The organism is Bradyrhizobium sp. cir1 (assembly GCF_014198245.1).
GTDB lineage: Bacteria > Pseudomonadota > Alphaproteobacteria > Rhizobiales > Xanthobacteraceae > Bradyrhizobium.
In genome coordinates, this window is the sequence record NZ_JACIHE010000036.1 from 15,923 (window position 1) to 31,384 (window position 15,462).

At 65.2% G+C, this 15,462-nt stretch carries 12 protein-coding genes and 1 riboswitch; of the genes, 8 read left to right on the forward strand and 4 right to left on the reverse strand.

Features of this window, described 5'->3' with window-relative positions; translation table 11 throughout:
* Window positions 1-97: 97 nt before the first annotated feature.
* Entirely contained in the window at window positions 98-1,816 is a 1,719-nt protein-coding gene (locus GGD63_RS36970) for a heparinase II/III family protein (RefSeq protein ID WP_183249795.1), read from the forward strand.
* 60 nt (window positions 1,817-1,876) lie between these two features.
* A riboswitch (ZMP/ZTP riboswitch) is annotated at window positions 1,877-1,958 on the forward strand.
* 24 nt (window positions 1,959-1,982) lie between these two features.
* Window positions 1,983-3,575 (forward strand): bifunctional phosphoribosylaminoimidazolecarboxamide formyltransferase/IMP cyclohydrolase, encoded by a 1,593-nt coding sequence (gene purH / locus GGD63_RS36975; RefSeq protein ID WP_183249798.1) that lies wholly within the window; start codon window positions 1,983-1,985, stop codon window positions 3,573-3,575.
* Between the two features lie 198 nt (window positions 3,576-3,773).
* On the opposite strand, the gene GGD63_RS36980 is transcribed toward purH, so the two are convergent.
* Window positions 3,774-5,162 carry an MFS transporter gene (locus tag GGD63_RS36980; protein WP_183249799.1) on the reverse strand — a complete coding sequence of 463 codons (1,389 nt, stop codon included), beginning with the start codon at window positions 5,160-5,162 and terminating at the stop codon, window positions 3,774-3,776.
* A gap of 103 nt (window positions 5,163-5,265) precedes the next feature.
* Between GGD63_RS36980 and ggt the strand changes: the two genes are divergently transcribed.
* The gene (gene ggt / locus GGD63_RS36985; protein ID WP_183249801.1) at window positions 5,266-7,014 is read left to right on the forward strand and encodes a gamma-glutamyltransferase; all 1,749 of its coding nucleotides are present in this window, start codon (window positions 5,266-5,268) and stop codon (window positions 7,012-7,014) included.
* 95 nt (window positions 7,015-7,109) lie between these two features.
* Entirely contained in the window at window positions 7,110-8,405 is a 1,296-nt protein-coding gene (locus tag GGD63_RS36990) for an MFS transporter (RefSeq protein WP_183249803.1), read from the forward strand.
* A gap of 101 nt (window positions 8,406-8,506) precedes the next feature.
* On the opposite strand, the gene GGD63_RS36995 is transcribed toward GGD63_RS36990, so the two are convergent.
* Entirely contained in the window at window positions 8,507-9,172 is a 666-nt protein-coding gene (locus tag GGD63_RS36995; protein WP_183249805.1) for a glutathione S-transferase family protein, read from the reverse strand.
* 151 nt (window positions 9,173-9,323) lie between these two features.
* On the opposite strand from GGD63_RS36995, the gene GGD63_RS37000 reads away from it, so the two are divergent.
* From GGD63_RS37000 to panE, 4 genes are all read left to right on the forward strand, one after another.
* The gene (locus tag GGD63_RS37000) at window positions 9,324-9,920 is read left to right on the forward strand and encodes a DUF2239 family protein (protein WP_183249807.1); all 597 of its coding nucleotides are present in this window, start codon (window positions 9,324-9,326) and stop codon (window positions 9,918-9,920) included.
* 88 nt (window positions 9,921-10,008) lie between these two features.
* Window positions 10,009-11,358, forward strand: coding sequence for an MATE family efflux transporter (locus GGD63_RS37005; RefSeq protein ID WP_183249809.1), 1,350 nt, complete (start codon window positions 10,009-10,011; stop codon window positions 11,356-11,358).
* Window positions 11,359-11,448: 90 nt separating this feature from the next.
* Complete coding sequence (locus GGD63_RS37010) at window positions 11,449-12,057, forward strand: 2-hydroxychromene-2-carboxylate isomerase (RefSeq protein ID WP_183249810.1); 609 nt, start codon at window positions 11,449-11,451, stop codon at window positions 12,055-12,057.
* Between the two features lie 93 nt (window positions 12,058-12,150).
* Complete coding sequence (gene panE, locus GGD63_RS37015; RefSeq protein WP_183249811.1) at window positions 12,151-13,074, forward strand: 2-dehydropantoate 2-reductase; 924 nt, start codon at window positions 12,151-12,153, stop codon at window positions 13,072-13,074.
* A 236-nt stretch (window positions 13,075-13,310) separates the two neighbouring features.
* Here panE and GGD63_RS37020 read toward each other — a convergent pair whose 3' ends face one another.
* Both GGD63_RS37020 and GGD63_RS37025 read right to left on the reverse strand, forming a co-directional pair.
* Window positions 13,311-13,904: a c-type cytochrome gene (locus GGD63_RS37020; RefSeq protein WP_183249814.1), complete on the reverse strand. Its 594-nt coding sequence runs from the start codon at window positions 13,902-13,904 to the stop codon at window positions 13,311-13,313.
* A 213-nt stretch (window positions 13,905-14,117) separates the two neighbouring features.
* Complete coding sequence (locus tag GGD63_RS37025) at window positions 14,118-15,392, reverse strand: sorbosone dehydrogenase family protein (protein WP_183249816.1); 1,275 nt, start codon at window positions 15,390-15,392, stop codon at window positions 14,118-14,120.
* Window positions 15,393-15,462 lie beyond the last annotated feature (70 nt).

Here is a 15,462-nt window from a genome sequence, read left to right on the forward strand (position 1 = left end):
CCGATTTTAGGATTAATAAGGATTCGTCGGAATCCTCTCTCCCCCTTCAAGGCAAGGCGTGTCGGTCGCTCAACGCAGACGTATCTCGACGCTGGTCATGAACCGCTTCGCGCGGAACATGCTGGCGCGCGCGAGCGGCGGTTCGGTTGCGCTGTCGCGGGTCTGGCCCAGCCGCACCGACCGGCTGATCATCGCACCGCATGATCTGCGTACCGCGGATGCGACCCGCGCCGCCGAGATCTATGCCGGCCGCTTCGTCTTCGCCGGCAAGATCGTCAATTGCCACGGCCGCTCGATCTTCGATCTCGAGCCGCCGTCGGAGGATTGGGAGGTCGCGCTGCTCGGCTTCGGCTGGCTGCGCCACTTGCGCGCCGCCGACACCGCGCTGACGCGGGCCAATGCGCGCGCGCTGGTCGAGGACTGGATCGCCAACCCCGCCAACAAGCGCCGCCCCGTCGCACGGCGCGCCGACGTGCTGGCGCGGCGCGTGATCTCGCTGCTGTCGCAGGCACCCCTGGTACTGAACGACACCGACAACAAGTTCTACCGTCGCTATTTGCGCGCGCTGGCGCGCGAGATTCGATTCCTGCGTTACACCATGGTCGACATCCCCGACGGGGTGCCGAAGCTCCAGGTGCTGATCGCGCTGTGCTACGCGGCGCTGTGCCTCGCCAACCAGGCGCGCCAGATCCGGAGCGCCTCGAAGAAGCTCTCCGACGAATTGCAGCGGCAGATCCTGCCCGATGGCGGCCACATCTCGCGCAATCCGGGCGCGCTGATCGAGCTCCTGATCGACCTCTTGCCGCTGCGCCAGACCTTCGCCGCGCGCAACATCGCGCCGCCGCCGGCGCTGCTCAATGCGATCGACCGCATGATGCCGATGCTGCGCTTCTTCCGCCACGGCGACGGCAATTTCGCGCTGTTCAACGGCATGAGCGCGACGCCCTCGGATCTGCTCGCCACGCTGCTCGCCTATGACGACACCCACGGCGCGCCCATGGCGAACATGCCGCATACCGGCTTCCAGCGCCTCGATGCCGGCCAGACCACCGTGATCATCGACACCGGCCCGCCGCCACCGGCCGGCGTCAGCCACGACGCCCATGCCGGCTGCCTGTCGTTCGAACTGTCCTCCGGCATCAGCCGCATCGTCACCAATTGCGGCATGCCGACCACCGGTCGCGACAATTGGCGGCCGTTCGCGCGCGGCACCGCGGCGCATTCGACGCTGACCTATCACGACACGTCGTCATGCCAGTTCGTGGAGATGTCGGCGATGAAGCGCCTCCTGCACGGTGCGCCCGTCACCAGCGGCCCCGTGGAAGTCGAGAGCTATCGCGAGGTCGTGCAGAACGGCACGCTGCTCACGACCTCGCATGACGGCTACCTCGCCAAATTCGGCGCGATCCATCGCCGCGTGCTGATGATCACCAATGACGGCGCGCGCATCGACGGCGAGGACACGCTGTCACCGCCGCAGGGCGGACGCTTCAAGGGCGCGGACGCCGATTTCGCGCTACGCTTCCATCTGCATCCCGCCGTGAAGGCGAGCCGGCTGTCGGATGCCCGCGGCGTCATGCTGGTGCTGCCGAACCGCGACGTCTGGACCTTCGAGGCGCTCGACGACAAGGTCGACCTCGAGGACAGCGTGTTCCTGGCCGGCAATGACGGCCCGCGCCGCACTGCCCAGATTGTGATCCGCCAGGATGCGCGGCAGGCGCCCTCGATCCGCTGGAGTTTTATCCGCTCCACCGCTTCGCCCGCGATCACCAATGCCCGCCGCAACGCCCGGCGCGAGCCGGAACTTCCGCTGTAAACAGTGCACGATCCGGCCCTATCTAGCCGTTGAGAACAGCGCCAAAAGCTGCTATCGAGCCCTCGCTCGCGCGACTGGCGACCTTGGATGGAGCACCATCGGGAAGCGCGGGACATATAAGCCGCGCGCCTGGGCATAGACACTCCCTTAGCAGAGGATCTTGCTCATGACTGACCATCCCCGCCGCGTTACCCGTGCCCTTCTCTCCGTTTCCGACAAGACCGGCCTGATCGAGTTCGCCAAGGCGCTCGCCGCGCATGATGTCGAGCTGGTCTCGACCGGCGGCACCGCCAAGGCCATCGCCGCCGCCGGGCTCAAGGTGAAGGACGTCTCCGACCTCACCGGCTTCCCCGAGATGATGGACGGCCGCGTCAAGACGCTGCATCCGAAGGTGCATGGCGGCCTGCTCGCGATCCGCGACAACAAGGAACATGCGGAGGCGATGAAGGCGCACGGCATCGCACCGATCGACCTGCTCGTCGTCAATCTCTATCCGTTCGAGGCGACCGTCGACAAAGGCGCGGGCTTCGAGGATTGCATCGAGAACATCGACATCGGCGGCCCCGCGATGATCCGCGCCGCCGCCAAGAATCATGACGACGTCGCTGTCGTGGTCGAGGCTGACGACTACAAGGCCGTGCTCGACGAGCTCGCCGCCAACAACGGCGCGACCACGCTGAAACTGCGCCGGCGTCTCGCGGCAAAGGCGTATGCGCGCACCGCCGCCTACGATGCCGCGATCTCGAACTGGTTCAACCGGCAGCTCGAGATCGACGCGCCCGACTTCCGCGCCTTCGGCGGCAGACTGATCCAGTCGCTGCGCTATGGCGAGAACCCGCACCAGACCGCGGCGTTCTATGCCACACCGGACAAGCGCCCGGGCGTCTCCACCGCGCGGCAGCTCCAGGGCAAGGAGCTCTCCTACAACAACATCAACGACACCGACGCGGCCTATGAATGCATCGGCGAGTTCGACACCAAGCGCACCGCGGCCTGCGTCATCGTCAAGCACGCCAACCCTTGCGGCGTGGCAGAAGGCTCCAACCTCGTCGAGGCCTATCGCAGGGCGCTGGCCTGCGATTCCACCTCGGCGTTCGGCGGCATCATCGCAATGAACCGCGCGCTCGATGCCGACACCGCCCGCGAGATCACCAAGATCTTCACCGAGGTGATCATCGCACCCGATGCCAGCGAGGAAGCGATCGCCATCATCGGCGGGAAGAAGAATCTGCGCCTGCTGCTCGCCGGCAGCCTGCCCGATCCGCGCGCGCCCGGCCTCACCGCCAAGACGGTCGCCGGCGGTCTGCTCGTGCAGAGCCGCGACAACGCCGTGGTCGATGACATGACCTTCAAGGTCGTGACCAAGCGCGCGCCGACCGACGCGGAGATGCGCGACCTCAAGTTCGCGTTCCGGGTCGCCAAGCACGTCAAGTCCAACACCATCATCTATGCCAAGGATCTCGCCACCGTCGGCATCGGCGCGGGCCAGATGAGCCGGGTGGATTCAGCCCGGATCGCGGCGCGCAAGGCGCAGGATGCGGCCAATGAGCTGAAGCTTGCCGAGCCGCTCACCAAGGGTTCTGTCGTGGCGTCGGATGCGTTCTTCCCGTTCGCCGACGGCATGCTCGCCTGCATCGAAGCCGGCGCCACCGCCGTGGTGCAGCCCGGTGGCTCCATGCGTGACGACGAGGTGATCAAGGCCGCCGACGAGCACGGCATCGCCATGGTGTTCACGGGCACGCGGCACTTCAGGCACTAGTTGATCAGCGCACCAACTCTCTCAACGGGTCGTCCCGGCCTAGTGCGCAATTGCGCACGGGGGGCCGGGACCCATACGCCGCAGCAATAGTTTTGCGAAGACTCGGAGTTGCCAGCTCGCGAGGCGACTTCTTCCGGTGGTTATGGGTCCCGGCCCCCCGCGCGCAATTGCGCGCTACGCCGGGACGACAGCGGAGTTTTATCGCTCCCGTACCCGCATCAGCAGCCCCAGCCCTGCGACGAAGAACACCACCAGCACGGCCATGCCGGCCTTCTGGCTCGCGGTCGCCGCGGTGATCATGCCGATCAGGAGCGGGCCGATGAAGGATGTCACCTTCCCGGTCAGCGCGAACAGGCCAAAGTACTGCGCGATGCGGTCTTTCGGCGCGAGGCGGATCAGCAGCGTGCGCGAGGCGGCCTGGAGCGGGCCGCCGGCGGCACCGATGAGACAGCCCAGCACGAGATAGGCACGCTCGGCCGCACTCGAGAACAGGGGAGCACCTGCTTGCGGCGGCGCCACCTCGACGAACAGCACGCTATCCTTGTCGACCAGAAGGATCGCCGCCACCGCGAGCAGCAGGATCAATAGGCTGCCAGTGATGACGCGCTTCGGCCCGAGATGATCATCTAACTTGCCGCCGAGCCATGCGCCGAACGTGCCGGCGATCGCGAGCATGATGCCGAAGGTGCCGATCTGGATCGTGTGCCAGCCGAACGTGCCGGCCGCATAAATGCCGCCGAACGCGAACAGCGACACCAGGCCGTCAGTGTAGATCATGTTGGCGAGCAGGAACGCGGCGAGCGATTTCTGCTTCGGCAAACTCCTGATGGATTGCTTCAGCTCCAGCAATCCCTCGCGCAGCGCCTCGCGCGCCGGACGTTTCGCCGGATAGTCCGGCGTGAACAGGAACAGCGGCGTCACGAAGATGATGAACCACAGGCCGGTCAGCGGTCCGACGATGCGATCGCCCTGATGGCTGACCGGATCGAGCCCGAACAGCGGCTTGAAGCCGAGCAGCGTGCGTCCGGTCTCGGGATTGGCGGCGAGAAAGCCGAGCACGATGATCAGGCTGACGATGCCACCGATGTAGCCGGTGGCCCAGCCGGTGCCGGAGAGCCGGCCGATCCGCTCAGGCGGCACCAGGGTCGGCATCATCGCGTTGTTGAAGACGGTGGCGAATTCCGCACCGACACTGGCAAGCGCCACCGCGGTGAGCAGCGGCGGAATGACTGCGGGATCGCCGGGCTTGCCGATCCACAGCGTGCAGGATGCCAGCACCAGCAGCGTGCCGAACCCCGCGATCCAGGGCTTCCTGCGGCCGGACGCGTCCGCGATGGCGCCGAGCACCGGCGACAGCAGCGCGATGGCGAGGCCCGCAGCCGCCATTGCAAAGCCCCACAGCGATTGGCCCGTGGCAGCATCTGGCGCGACGCTGGTGGCGAAATAGGGCGCGAATACAAAGGTCGTGATCAACGTGAAATAGGGCTGCGCGGCCCAGTCGAAGAAGATCCAGCTGACGACAGCCGCGCGCGGCGGATAGGTCCGCTGCACGCCGGCCATGCGCACATCGGGGGCGATCGTCGTCATTCCGAAGTCCTCATCACGAACAGTTTTGTCTCTCTTGGCGCAAACGGTATAGCATTAAGGAGAGGCGTGTGAACCGGCCCGAGGCCACGGCGGAAATTTGATAATGTCGTCATATTGGACCCGGCGGACGTTTTTCGCCTTTCTCGCCACTCTGGCCTTTGGCCTTGCGCCTGCGACCGCGCAGGATGCGCGGCGGGCCTATGTTCCGCCGCCGCTCGGTACGGTGCACGCCGTTGCCGCCGAGCATGGCATGGTGGTGGCGCAGGAGAAAATCTCCGCGCAGGTCGGCGCCGACATCCTGCGACGCGGCGGCAATGCGGTCGATGCCGCGGTCGCCACCGGCTTTGCGATGGCGGTGACCTATCCGCGCGCCGGCAATATCGGCGGCGGCGGCTTCATGGTGATCCATTCCACCGAGCGCAACGAAGACATCGCGATCGACTATCGCGAAACCGCGCCGGCAGCGACCACACCGCAGATCTTCCTCGGTCCCGACGGCAAGCCCGATGCCGCGAAGTCGCGCGATTCCGCGCTCGGCGTCGGCGTGCCCGGCACCGTCGCGGGTCTTGCGCTGGCACTGGAGAAATATGGCTCGGGCCAGTTCACGCTGGCGCAACTGCTCGAGCCGGCGATCGCGCTCGCCCGCGACGGATTCGTCGTCAGCGACGACATCGCCGACAGCCTGCCGGCCTGGCACCGGCGTCTCGCGCGCTGGCCTTCATCGGCGAAGGTTTTCTCGCGACCTGACGGCAGCTCGCTCGGCGAAGGCGACCGGCTGGTGCAGGGCGATCTTGCCGAAACGTTGTCGGCCATCGCCGCACAGGGGCCGCACGGCTTCTACGAGGGCCCGGTTGCGGAGAAGCTCGCCAAAGCGCTGTCGGATGCCGGCGGCATCATGACGACGGCCGACCTGAAGGCCTATCAGCCAGTGATCCGCACGCCGGTGCGCGGCACCTATCGCGGCTGCGACATCGTCTCGATGCCGCTGCCGTCCTCCGGCGGCGTAGTGCTGGTGGAGACGCTCAACATCCTCGAAGGCTTTCAGCTCGCCGATCTGAAGCAGGGATCGCCGGCCTCGCTGCATCTCCTCATCGAGGCCATGAAGCGCGCCTATGCGGATCGCGCGCGCTATCTCGGCGATCCCGCCTTCGTCAACGCGCCGATCGAGACCCTCACGTCAAAGGATTATGCGGCCAAGCTGCGCGCGGGCATCGCCACCGACCGCGCCACGCCGTCGAAGCAGCTGGTGTCCGCCACCGGCGCGCCGCGCGAGGGCAGCAACACCACCCACTATTCCGTTGTCGACAGCCGCGGCAATGCCGTCAGCAACACCTATACGCTGAATTTCAGCTACGGCGTCGGGCTCGTCGCCGAAGGCACCGGCGTGCTGCTCAACAACGAGCTCGACGACTTCACCGCGGCGGTCGGTGCCTCCAATGCCTACGGCCTCGTCGGCTACGAGCCCAATCTGCCCGGCCCCGGCAAGCGGCCGCTGTCCTCGATGTCGCCGACCATCGTGCTCAAGAGCGGCAAGCCGGTGCTGGTCACTGGGTCGCCCGGCGGCAGTCGCATCATCTCCACCGTGCTCCAGGTGATCGTCAACGTGCTCGACTACAAAATGGACGTCGCCGCTGCCGTCGCCGCGCCGCGACTGCATCATCAATGGCTGCCGGACGAAGTGCGCATCGAGCGCGGCTTTCCCGACCAGGTCCTGTCCGAGCTGAAGGCCATGGACCATATCATCGTCGAGCCGATGGGGCAGACCTCCGCCAATTCGATTCTCGTGACGCCGAATGGTCCCCTCGGCGCGCCCGATCCGCGCACGCGCGGTGCGGAAGCCACGGGACAGTAACCGCGTCGTTGCATGGCAAGTGAGCGCGCGCACGCTTGCTCGGGCCGACGCGCGTGCTACCACCGCGGCACCAAGAAACTGCCGGGGAAACGCACATGACCACCGCCGATCCGAACCAGCGCATCGAACGCGCGGAGATCGAGGACACCAGCCTTCTCGCCTTCTATCGCGACATGAGCACGCCGGAGCGGCGGACGTTCTGGGCCTGCGCCGCGGGCTGGGCGCTCGACGGCATGGATTTCATGATCTATCCGCCGGTGATCGGCACCATCATCGCGCTGTGGAAGGTCGATGCGGCTTCCGCAGGCCTCGCCGGCACGGTGACGCTGCTGGCTTCCGCCATCGGCGGCTGGCTCGGCGGCTATCTCTCCGATCATATCGGACGGGTCAGGACGCTGCAGATCACCATCGTCTGGTTCTCGTTCTTCTCGCTGGTCTGCGCCGTCGTGCAGAATTTCGACCAGCTCCTGATCGCGCGCGCCGTGCTCGGCCTCGGCTTTGGCGGCGAATGGGCGGCGGGCGCCGTGCTGATGGGCGAGGCGATCCGGCCGCAATATCGCGGGCGCGCGGTCGGCTCGGTGCAGTCGGGCTGGGCCGTCGGCTGGGGTCTGGCCGTGCTGTCGCAGGCGATCCTGTTCTCGATCCTGCCGGCGGAGACGGCCTGGCGCTGGATGTTCGTGATCGGCGCGCTGCCGGCACTGCTGGTGTTCTACATCCGCCGCTCGGTCACCGAGCCCGAGATTGCAGCCGAGGCGCGCGCCAGGCACGCGGAAACCGGCGGTCATCCGAAGCTCTGGGAGATCTTCACCTTCCCGATCGTGAAGACCACGGTGCTTGCGTCGCTGATGGCGACGGGCTGCCAGGGCGGCTACTACGCCGTCACCTTCTGGGTGCCGCAATTCCTGACCAAGGAGCGGCATCTGTCGATCGTCGGCTCGACCGGCTATCTCTCGACCCTGATCATCGGCTCCTTCATCGGCTATCTCACCGGCGCCTGGCTTGCCGACCGGATCGGACGGCGCAATCTGTTCCTGATCTTCTCGATCGGCGCCATGGCCGTGGTGCTGCTCTACACGCAGCTGCCGCTGACGAACGAGATCCTGTGGGTGCTCGGCTTCCCGCTCGGCTTCTTCGCCTCGGGCTATTTCTCCGGAATCGGCGCGTTCCTGACAGAACTCTATCCGACGCGGCTGCGCGGCTCCGGCCAGGGCTTTTGCTATAATTTCGGCCGCGGCATCGGCGCGCTGTTTCCGTTCCTGGTCGGTGCGCTGTCGGCCTCGACGTCGCTGGCGAATGCGATCGCGATCTTCGCGGTGGTGGCCTATGCGGTGTTCTTCATCGCCGCGTTTGCACTGCCTGAGACGCGCGGACGCGTGTTGCACGCGAACTAGTTTTTGGCCGCCGTCATCCCGGGGCACGCGAAGCGTGAACCCGGGATCTCGAGATTCCGGGTTCGGTGCTGCGCACCGCCCCGGAATGACGGGACAGTGATTTACCGCCCCACCTGGTACGGTCCGCCCTTCTCCAGCGCGCGGGCATAGGCCGGCCGCGCATGAATGCGCTCCAGGAACGCCATCGCCTTGGGATGGCCCTGCTCGAGCCCGCCGCGCGCTTGCGCGGCTTCCAGCGGAAAGCTCATCTGGATGTCGGCGGCGGTGAACTCGTTGCCGGCGAACCACTCGGTCTTGCCGAGTTCGCCTTCCCAATAATCCATGTGCTGCTTGAGCTGCGGATTGACCAGCGCGGTCAGCGCCTGGTTGCAGACCTTGCGCACCAGCGGGCGAAGCAGCGCCGGCGCGCGCTTCGGCATCAGCGTGAACAGCAGCTTCAGGAGCAGCGGCTGCATCGCCGAGCCCTCCGCATAGTGAAGCCAATAGGTGAAGCGCAGCCGCTCCGGCGTGTTCGGCGGCGGGATCAGCCGGCCGTTGCCGTAGGTGGCGATGAGATATTCGATGATCGCGCCTGATTCGGCGATGGTGTTGCCGTTGTCGGTGATGACCGGCGACTTGCCCAGCGGATGGATCGCGCGCAGCTCCTTCGGCGCGCGCATGTCCGGCTGGCGCTGGTAGCGCACGATCTCGTAGGGCACGCCCAACTCTTCGAGCAGCCACAGCACACGCTGCGAGCGGGAATTGTTGAGGTGGTGAACAGTGAGCATCGTGAGGTCCCCGGGCTAGGCGTGATCGATCGGCCCGTCCGTTCGTGCCAGCCCGGGAACACAATGTCGAGCCATCGGCGCTGATATTTTCACCCGGGTATATTGACGTCGACAATTTATCCGGGTATTAAACAGCCCCAACGTCGTCAATATGGCAATGATTCCAATGCAGAGGGTTTTCACCGCCTTTCAGGGCCAGCGCCGTCTGGTGTCCGGGCCGGCTGGAGAGGTCGCGCTGGTCGTCAAGCGGGTGGCGCCACAGCCGGACGAGCCCATCGTCATCTTCGAGGACGCCACGGGCCGATCGATCGACTTCGATCTGCGCGGTGGAGATCGCGAGGTGCTGGCGCGCCTGGCGAAGCTTGTCCCGCCCCCGGTTGAGGAAACTCCACCATCGAGCGAGCCGCGCGGACGCGGCCGGCCGAAGCTTGGCGTGGTCGCGCGCGAGGTGACGCTGCTGCCCCGGCATTGGGAGTGGCTCAACGCCCAACCCGGCGGTGCCTCAGTCGCTTTGCGAAAACTTGTCGACGAAGCCCGGCGCGCCAGTGGCGACAAGGACCGCGAGCGGCAGGCGCGCGATGCGGCCTATCATTTCATGTCGACCATGGCTGGCGACCTGCCGCAATTCGAGGAAGCCTCGCGCGCGCTGTTTGCCGATGACCGGCGACGCTTCACCGGACTGATCGCCGACTGGCCGGCCGACATCCGCGACCACATCGTCAAGCTCGCCTACAGCGACCGCGCTTAAAGCGCAGCGCACTTCACAACCCCATCGACGGCCGAGCCGCGCGCTTCGCGCGGCATCGGCTTCGCACGCCCTGATGAAAGGCCAATCCATGTCTGCTCCAAAACCGCTCTGGACCACGTTCCTCGGCTTCCTCGCACCGCTGATGCTGAGCAACGCGCTGCAATCGCTGTTCGGCACCGCCAGCAACGTCTATCTCGGCCAGATGATCGGCGTCGACGCGCTCGCCGCGGTGTCGGCGTTCTTCCCGGTGATGTTCTTCCTGTTCGCCTTCGTCATGGGCCTCAGCACCGGCGCCACCGTGCTGATCGGCCAGGCCTTCGGCGCCGGCGAGCACGGCAGGATCAGAAGCGTGGTGGGCACGACGCTTGCTGTCGGCCTGCTGCTCTCGATTGCGATTGCACTCGTCGGCGGAGTTTTCAGCCGGCCATTGATGAGGCTACTTGCCACGCCCGCGAACATTCTGGACGAGGCTAGTAGCTATGCGCGCATCGTGCTGCTGACGATGCCGCTCGGCTTCGTCTTCCTGCTGATGACGGCGATGATCCGCGGCGTTGGTGACGCGCTCACGCCGCTGCTGGCGCTGGCACTATCGACGACGATCGGCCTGATCCTGACGCCGATGCTGATCCGCGGCACGTTCGGCTTGCCGGCCGTCGGCATCACCAGTCCGGCATGGGCGGCGGCAATCGCCAATGCGCTGACGCTGATCGTACTGGCCATCTATCTGCTGCGGAAGAAGCATGCGCTCGCACCGGACGCTGCATTGCTGGGTCATCTGCGGCTCAATCGCGCCGTGCTCGGCAAAATTCTCGGCATCGGGCTGCCGAGCGCGATCGGCATGGTGGTGATGGCGATCGCCGAGCTGGTGCTGCTCGGCCTCGTCAACGGCTTCGGCTCGAACGCCACCGCGGCCTATGGCGCCGTCAACCAGGTGATGGGCTATACGCAGTTCACGGCGATGTCGATTTCGATCGCGGTCTCGATCCTCGGCGCGCAGGCCGTCGGCGGCGGCGACAGAGCGCGGCTCGATGGCATCGTCCGCACCGGTCTTGCGTTCAATCTCGTGTTGACCGGCGGACTGGTGGCGCTGATCTATCTCGCGCCGCGCGCCGTGCTCGGCATCTTCATCACCGATGGCGCCGTGCTCGATCTGGCAAAGTCACTGCTCCACATCGCCTTGTGGAGCTCGGTGCCGTTCGGTCTGGCCACCGTGTTTTCAGGCGCGATGCGTGCTGCCGGTGTCGCCTTCACGCCAATGCTGCTGTCGATCTTCGCCATTGTCGCGATCGAGCTGCCGGCTGCGATCATCCTCAGCCGTATCGTCGGCCTTGAGGGCGTGTGGGCCGCCTATCCCATCGTGTTCTGCGCCATGTTTCTTTTGCAGATGGGCTATTACCTCCTGGTGTGGCGCAGGCGCGCGATCCGGCGCCTGATCTGATCATCAAAGTATTATGACCGTCATTAAACGGTGGACCGGTGGCGCGTCCTGCGCCACAATGCCAGAAAAGCGCCTCCAGGGAGAACGAACTTGCCCCGCACAGCCCCGCAATTCCTGTTCGATTTCGGCAGCCCGAACGCCTATCTCAGCCATCTGGCGATCCCGGCAATCGAACAGCGGATCGGCGTCAAATTCGAATACGTGCCGATCCTGCTCGGCGGCATCTTCAAGTCGACCAACAACAAGTCGCCGGCCGAGACGCTCGCCGGCATCAAGAACAAGCGCGAATTCCAGCAGATCGAGACCGAGCGCTTCATCAAGCGCTTCAAGGTCCAGCCCTATGTCTGGAATCCGCACTTTCCCGTCAACACGCTCAACCTGATGCGCGCGGCGATCGCGGCGCAGCTCGAAGGCGTGTTCGAGACATATGTCGAGGCCGCCTTCCACCACATGTGGCGCGAGCCGAAGAAGATGGACGACCCTGAAGTTGCGGCAAAGGCGTTGGCGTCCTCCGGACTCGACGCCCAAAAGCTGTTCGCCCGCGCGCAGGAACCGGAGGTGAAGGCCAGGTTGATCAAGAACACCGAGGAGGCGGTCGCCCGCGGCGCCTTCGGCTCGCCGACATTCTTCGTCGGCAACGAGATGTTCTTCGGCAAGGAGCAGCTGCGCGAGGTCGAGGAGATGGTGTCGGGGACGTGATTTTCGTATGGTGGACAAACCGGGCAATCATTTCCGGTGTCGTGCTGGCGAAAGCCGGGACGACGGCAAAGAAGAAACAGCAAGGATAATCCCATGCGTATCCTCGTGGTCGGCGCCGGCGCCATCGGCGGCTATTTTGGTGGCAGGCTGTTGCAGGCCGGCCGCGACGTCACCTTCCTGGTCCGGCCGCGCCGCGCCAGCGAGCTCGCCAGCGCCGGCCTCGTCATCAAGAGCCCGAATGGCGACGTGACCTTGAAAAATCCGCCGACCGTGCAGGCCGACGCGCTCAAGGACAAGTTCGACGTCGTGCTGCTCAGCTGCAAGGCGTTCGACCTCGAGGACGCCATCAAGTCATTCGCGCCCGCGGTCGGGTCGAATACGGCGATCATCCCCATGCTCAACGGCATGAAACATCTCGACATCCTCGATGCCAAATTCGGCAAGGAGCGGGTGCTCGGCGGGCTCTGCGCCATCGCCGCGACCCTGAACGAGAAGCGCGAGGTGGTGCAGCTCCAGCCGATGCAGTCGCTGAGTTACGGCGAGCGCGACGGCAAGCTGTCGGACCGCGTCAAGGCAATCGACGAGGCCTTCAAGAACGGCATCAATGGCGCCACCGCCAGCCAGAACATCATGCAGGACATGTGGGAGAAGTGGGTGTTCCTCTCCTCGCTCGCGGCAAGCACCAGCCTGATGCGCACCTCCGTCGGCAACATCCTCGCCGCTCCCGGCGGCCGCGACTTCCTGCTCGGCATGCTCGATGAGACCAGCGCCATCGCCACGGCGTCCGGCTATCCGCCGGGCGGCCCGTTCTTCGAACGCGTCAAAGGCAATCTCACTACCGAAGGCTCGCCGATGACCGCGTCGATGTTCCGCGACATCAAGGCGGGCCTGCCGGTCGAGGCCGATCACGTCGTCGGCGATCTCATCGCGCGCGCTGATGCCGCCAAGGTGCCGGTGCCGAAGCTGCGCATCGCGTACACGCATCTGAAGGCGTATGAGAAGCAGCGGGCGGGGTAAGTAGCAACCCCGCACTCCGCTGTCGTCCCCGGACAAGCGCAGCTCCCGACAACGCGTAGCGTTGTCCGGAGCCGAGCGCCGATCCGGGACCCATAGCCACAGGGAAGTGGTTATGACGCGAGCTGGTAACTCCGAGTCTTCGCCAAACTTGATTCTGTGGCTATGGGTCCCGGATCTGCGCGCGCTTTGGGCGCGCTTGTCCGGGACGACGAGGAGTCGCGCGGCTACATCTTCCGCTATTTCAAATGGGCCAGATAGTGCGAGACCGCGGTGATTTCCTCATCGCTCATGTGATAGGCGACATCGGCCATCGCGGCGACGCCGCCGCCGACGCGCGCGCCGGCCTTGTAGTCATGCAGCGCCTTGATGAGGTATTCCTCGCGCTGGCCCGCGAGGCGCGCCACCGCCTTGGTGCCGGCAAAGCTGTCGGTGTGGCATGAAGCACAGCGACGGCCGACCGCGGCCTCCGCGCCTTTCTTCGAGAGATCCGGGTCCTTGTCCTCCGCTCCCTTCGGCGGCGTCATCTGCGAAAAATAGGCGCCGAAATTGCGGATGTCCTCGTTGGTGATCTCTTCCACGATCGGCTGCATCTGATCGTTCTTGCGCGAGCCGGCGCGGAAGAACACGAGCTGCCACTGGATGAATTGATCAGGCTGGCCGGCGAGCGAGGGAATGTTCTCGGTCTGAGAAATGCCGTTCTCGCCGTGACAGCCGGCGCAGACGGATGCCTTGTCCTTGATCGCGGCATTGTCGGCGGCGCCGACTGGAAGGACGCCGAGCGTCAGGAGCGCAATCGCGCTGATTGCGTGCGAGGTGAACTGCCGGCACATGATGGGAATTCCGATCTCGAGTTCGTCATTCGGGGGCGTGCAAAGCACGAACTATGATGCGCAATAGCGCATCTGAGAATCCATAACCCCCGTTCGTGGGTATGGGTTCCGGACTTGCGCGCAAGTGGCGCGCAATCCGGAACGACGGCGTGGGGCGCTAAAATGAATGAGGCTGCGACCATCGCGCGGTCGCAGCCTCTTATCGTTCGCGCGCTACTTCTTGCTGTAGCTGATGCGATAGATCGCGCCGGCCCAGTCGTCGGCAACGAGGATCGAGCCGTCCTTGGCGAGGATGATATCGGCGGGACGACCGAGATAGCCCTGGTCACCCTCGAGCCAGCCGGAGGCGAACACCTCTTCCTTCGGGTTCTTGCCGTCGGGCCCGACGATCACGCGCACGATGCGCGCGCCCTGATATTTGTGCCTGTTCCACGAGCCGTGCTCGGCGATCAGGATGCTGTTCTTGTACTCCGGCGGGAATTGATCGCCGGTATAGAACTTCATGCCGAGCGGAGCGACATGCGCGCCGAGCTTCACCACCGGCGGCGTGAACTCCGAGCACTTGTGACCCATCGCGAACTTGTCATCGGGCAGGTCGCCCTGGTGGCAATAGGGATAGCCGAAGTGCTCGCCCATCCTCGAGATCATGTTGAGCTTGTCGCTGGGCTTGTCGTCGCTGACCCAGTCGCGCGCGTTCTCGGTGAACCAGAGTTTTCCGGTGCGCGGATCGACGTCGCCGCCGACCGAGTTGCGGACGCCGAGCGCGTAGATTTCCGCGTTGCCGGTCTTGGGATCGACGCGGCGGATCTGCGACACGCTGGTCGGGGGAATGCCGACGTTGAAGGGCGGACCGAACGGCAGATAGAACCAGCCTTCCTTGTCGACCGCGATGTACTTCCAGCCATGCGCGGCATAGGACGGCATGTCGTCATAGACGACCTTGCCGTCACCGAGCTTGTCGAGATTGGCCTCGGCGTTGTCGTAGCGGATCAGCTTGTCGACCGCGATGACGTAGAGCGCGCCGTCCTTGAAGGCGAGACCGGTGGGCATGTTCAGCCCCTTGAGGATGGTCTTGACCTCCTTCTTTCCGTTGTTGTCCTTGATGGCATAGACGTTGCCGAGGCCGAACGAGCCGACGAACAGCGTGCCCTTGTCACCCCAGGCCATCTGCCGCGCGGCGAGAACGCCGGGCGCATAGACCTCGATCTTGAAGCCTGCCGGCAGCTTGATCTTCTTCATCATCGCCGCGAGCTCGGCTTCCGACGCGCCGGTCGGCGGACCCGAGGGTGGCGCGAGGCCCTTCTGCGCCTCGGTCTCGTCGCCCAGGAACCAGTCATCTGGCGGATGGGTCCAGAATTCCTTGGTGCCGGATTCGTATTTCTTCAGTCCCCGGTTTTTGTCCTGCTGCTGCGCATTGACAACGCTGGTCCCGGCAAGAAGGGCAACCGCTGCAAGCGCCAACACGGATCGATGGAACATCGATGTCATCGCGTCACTCCCCTAAGGCAGCCGTCAGGGCTGCACATTCTTGTTTTGCTTGTTTTGCTGTTTGAGTAGG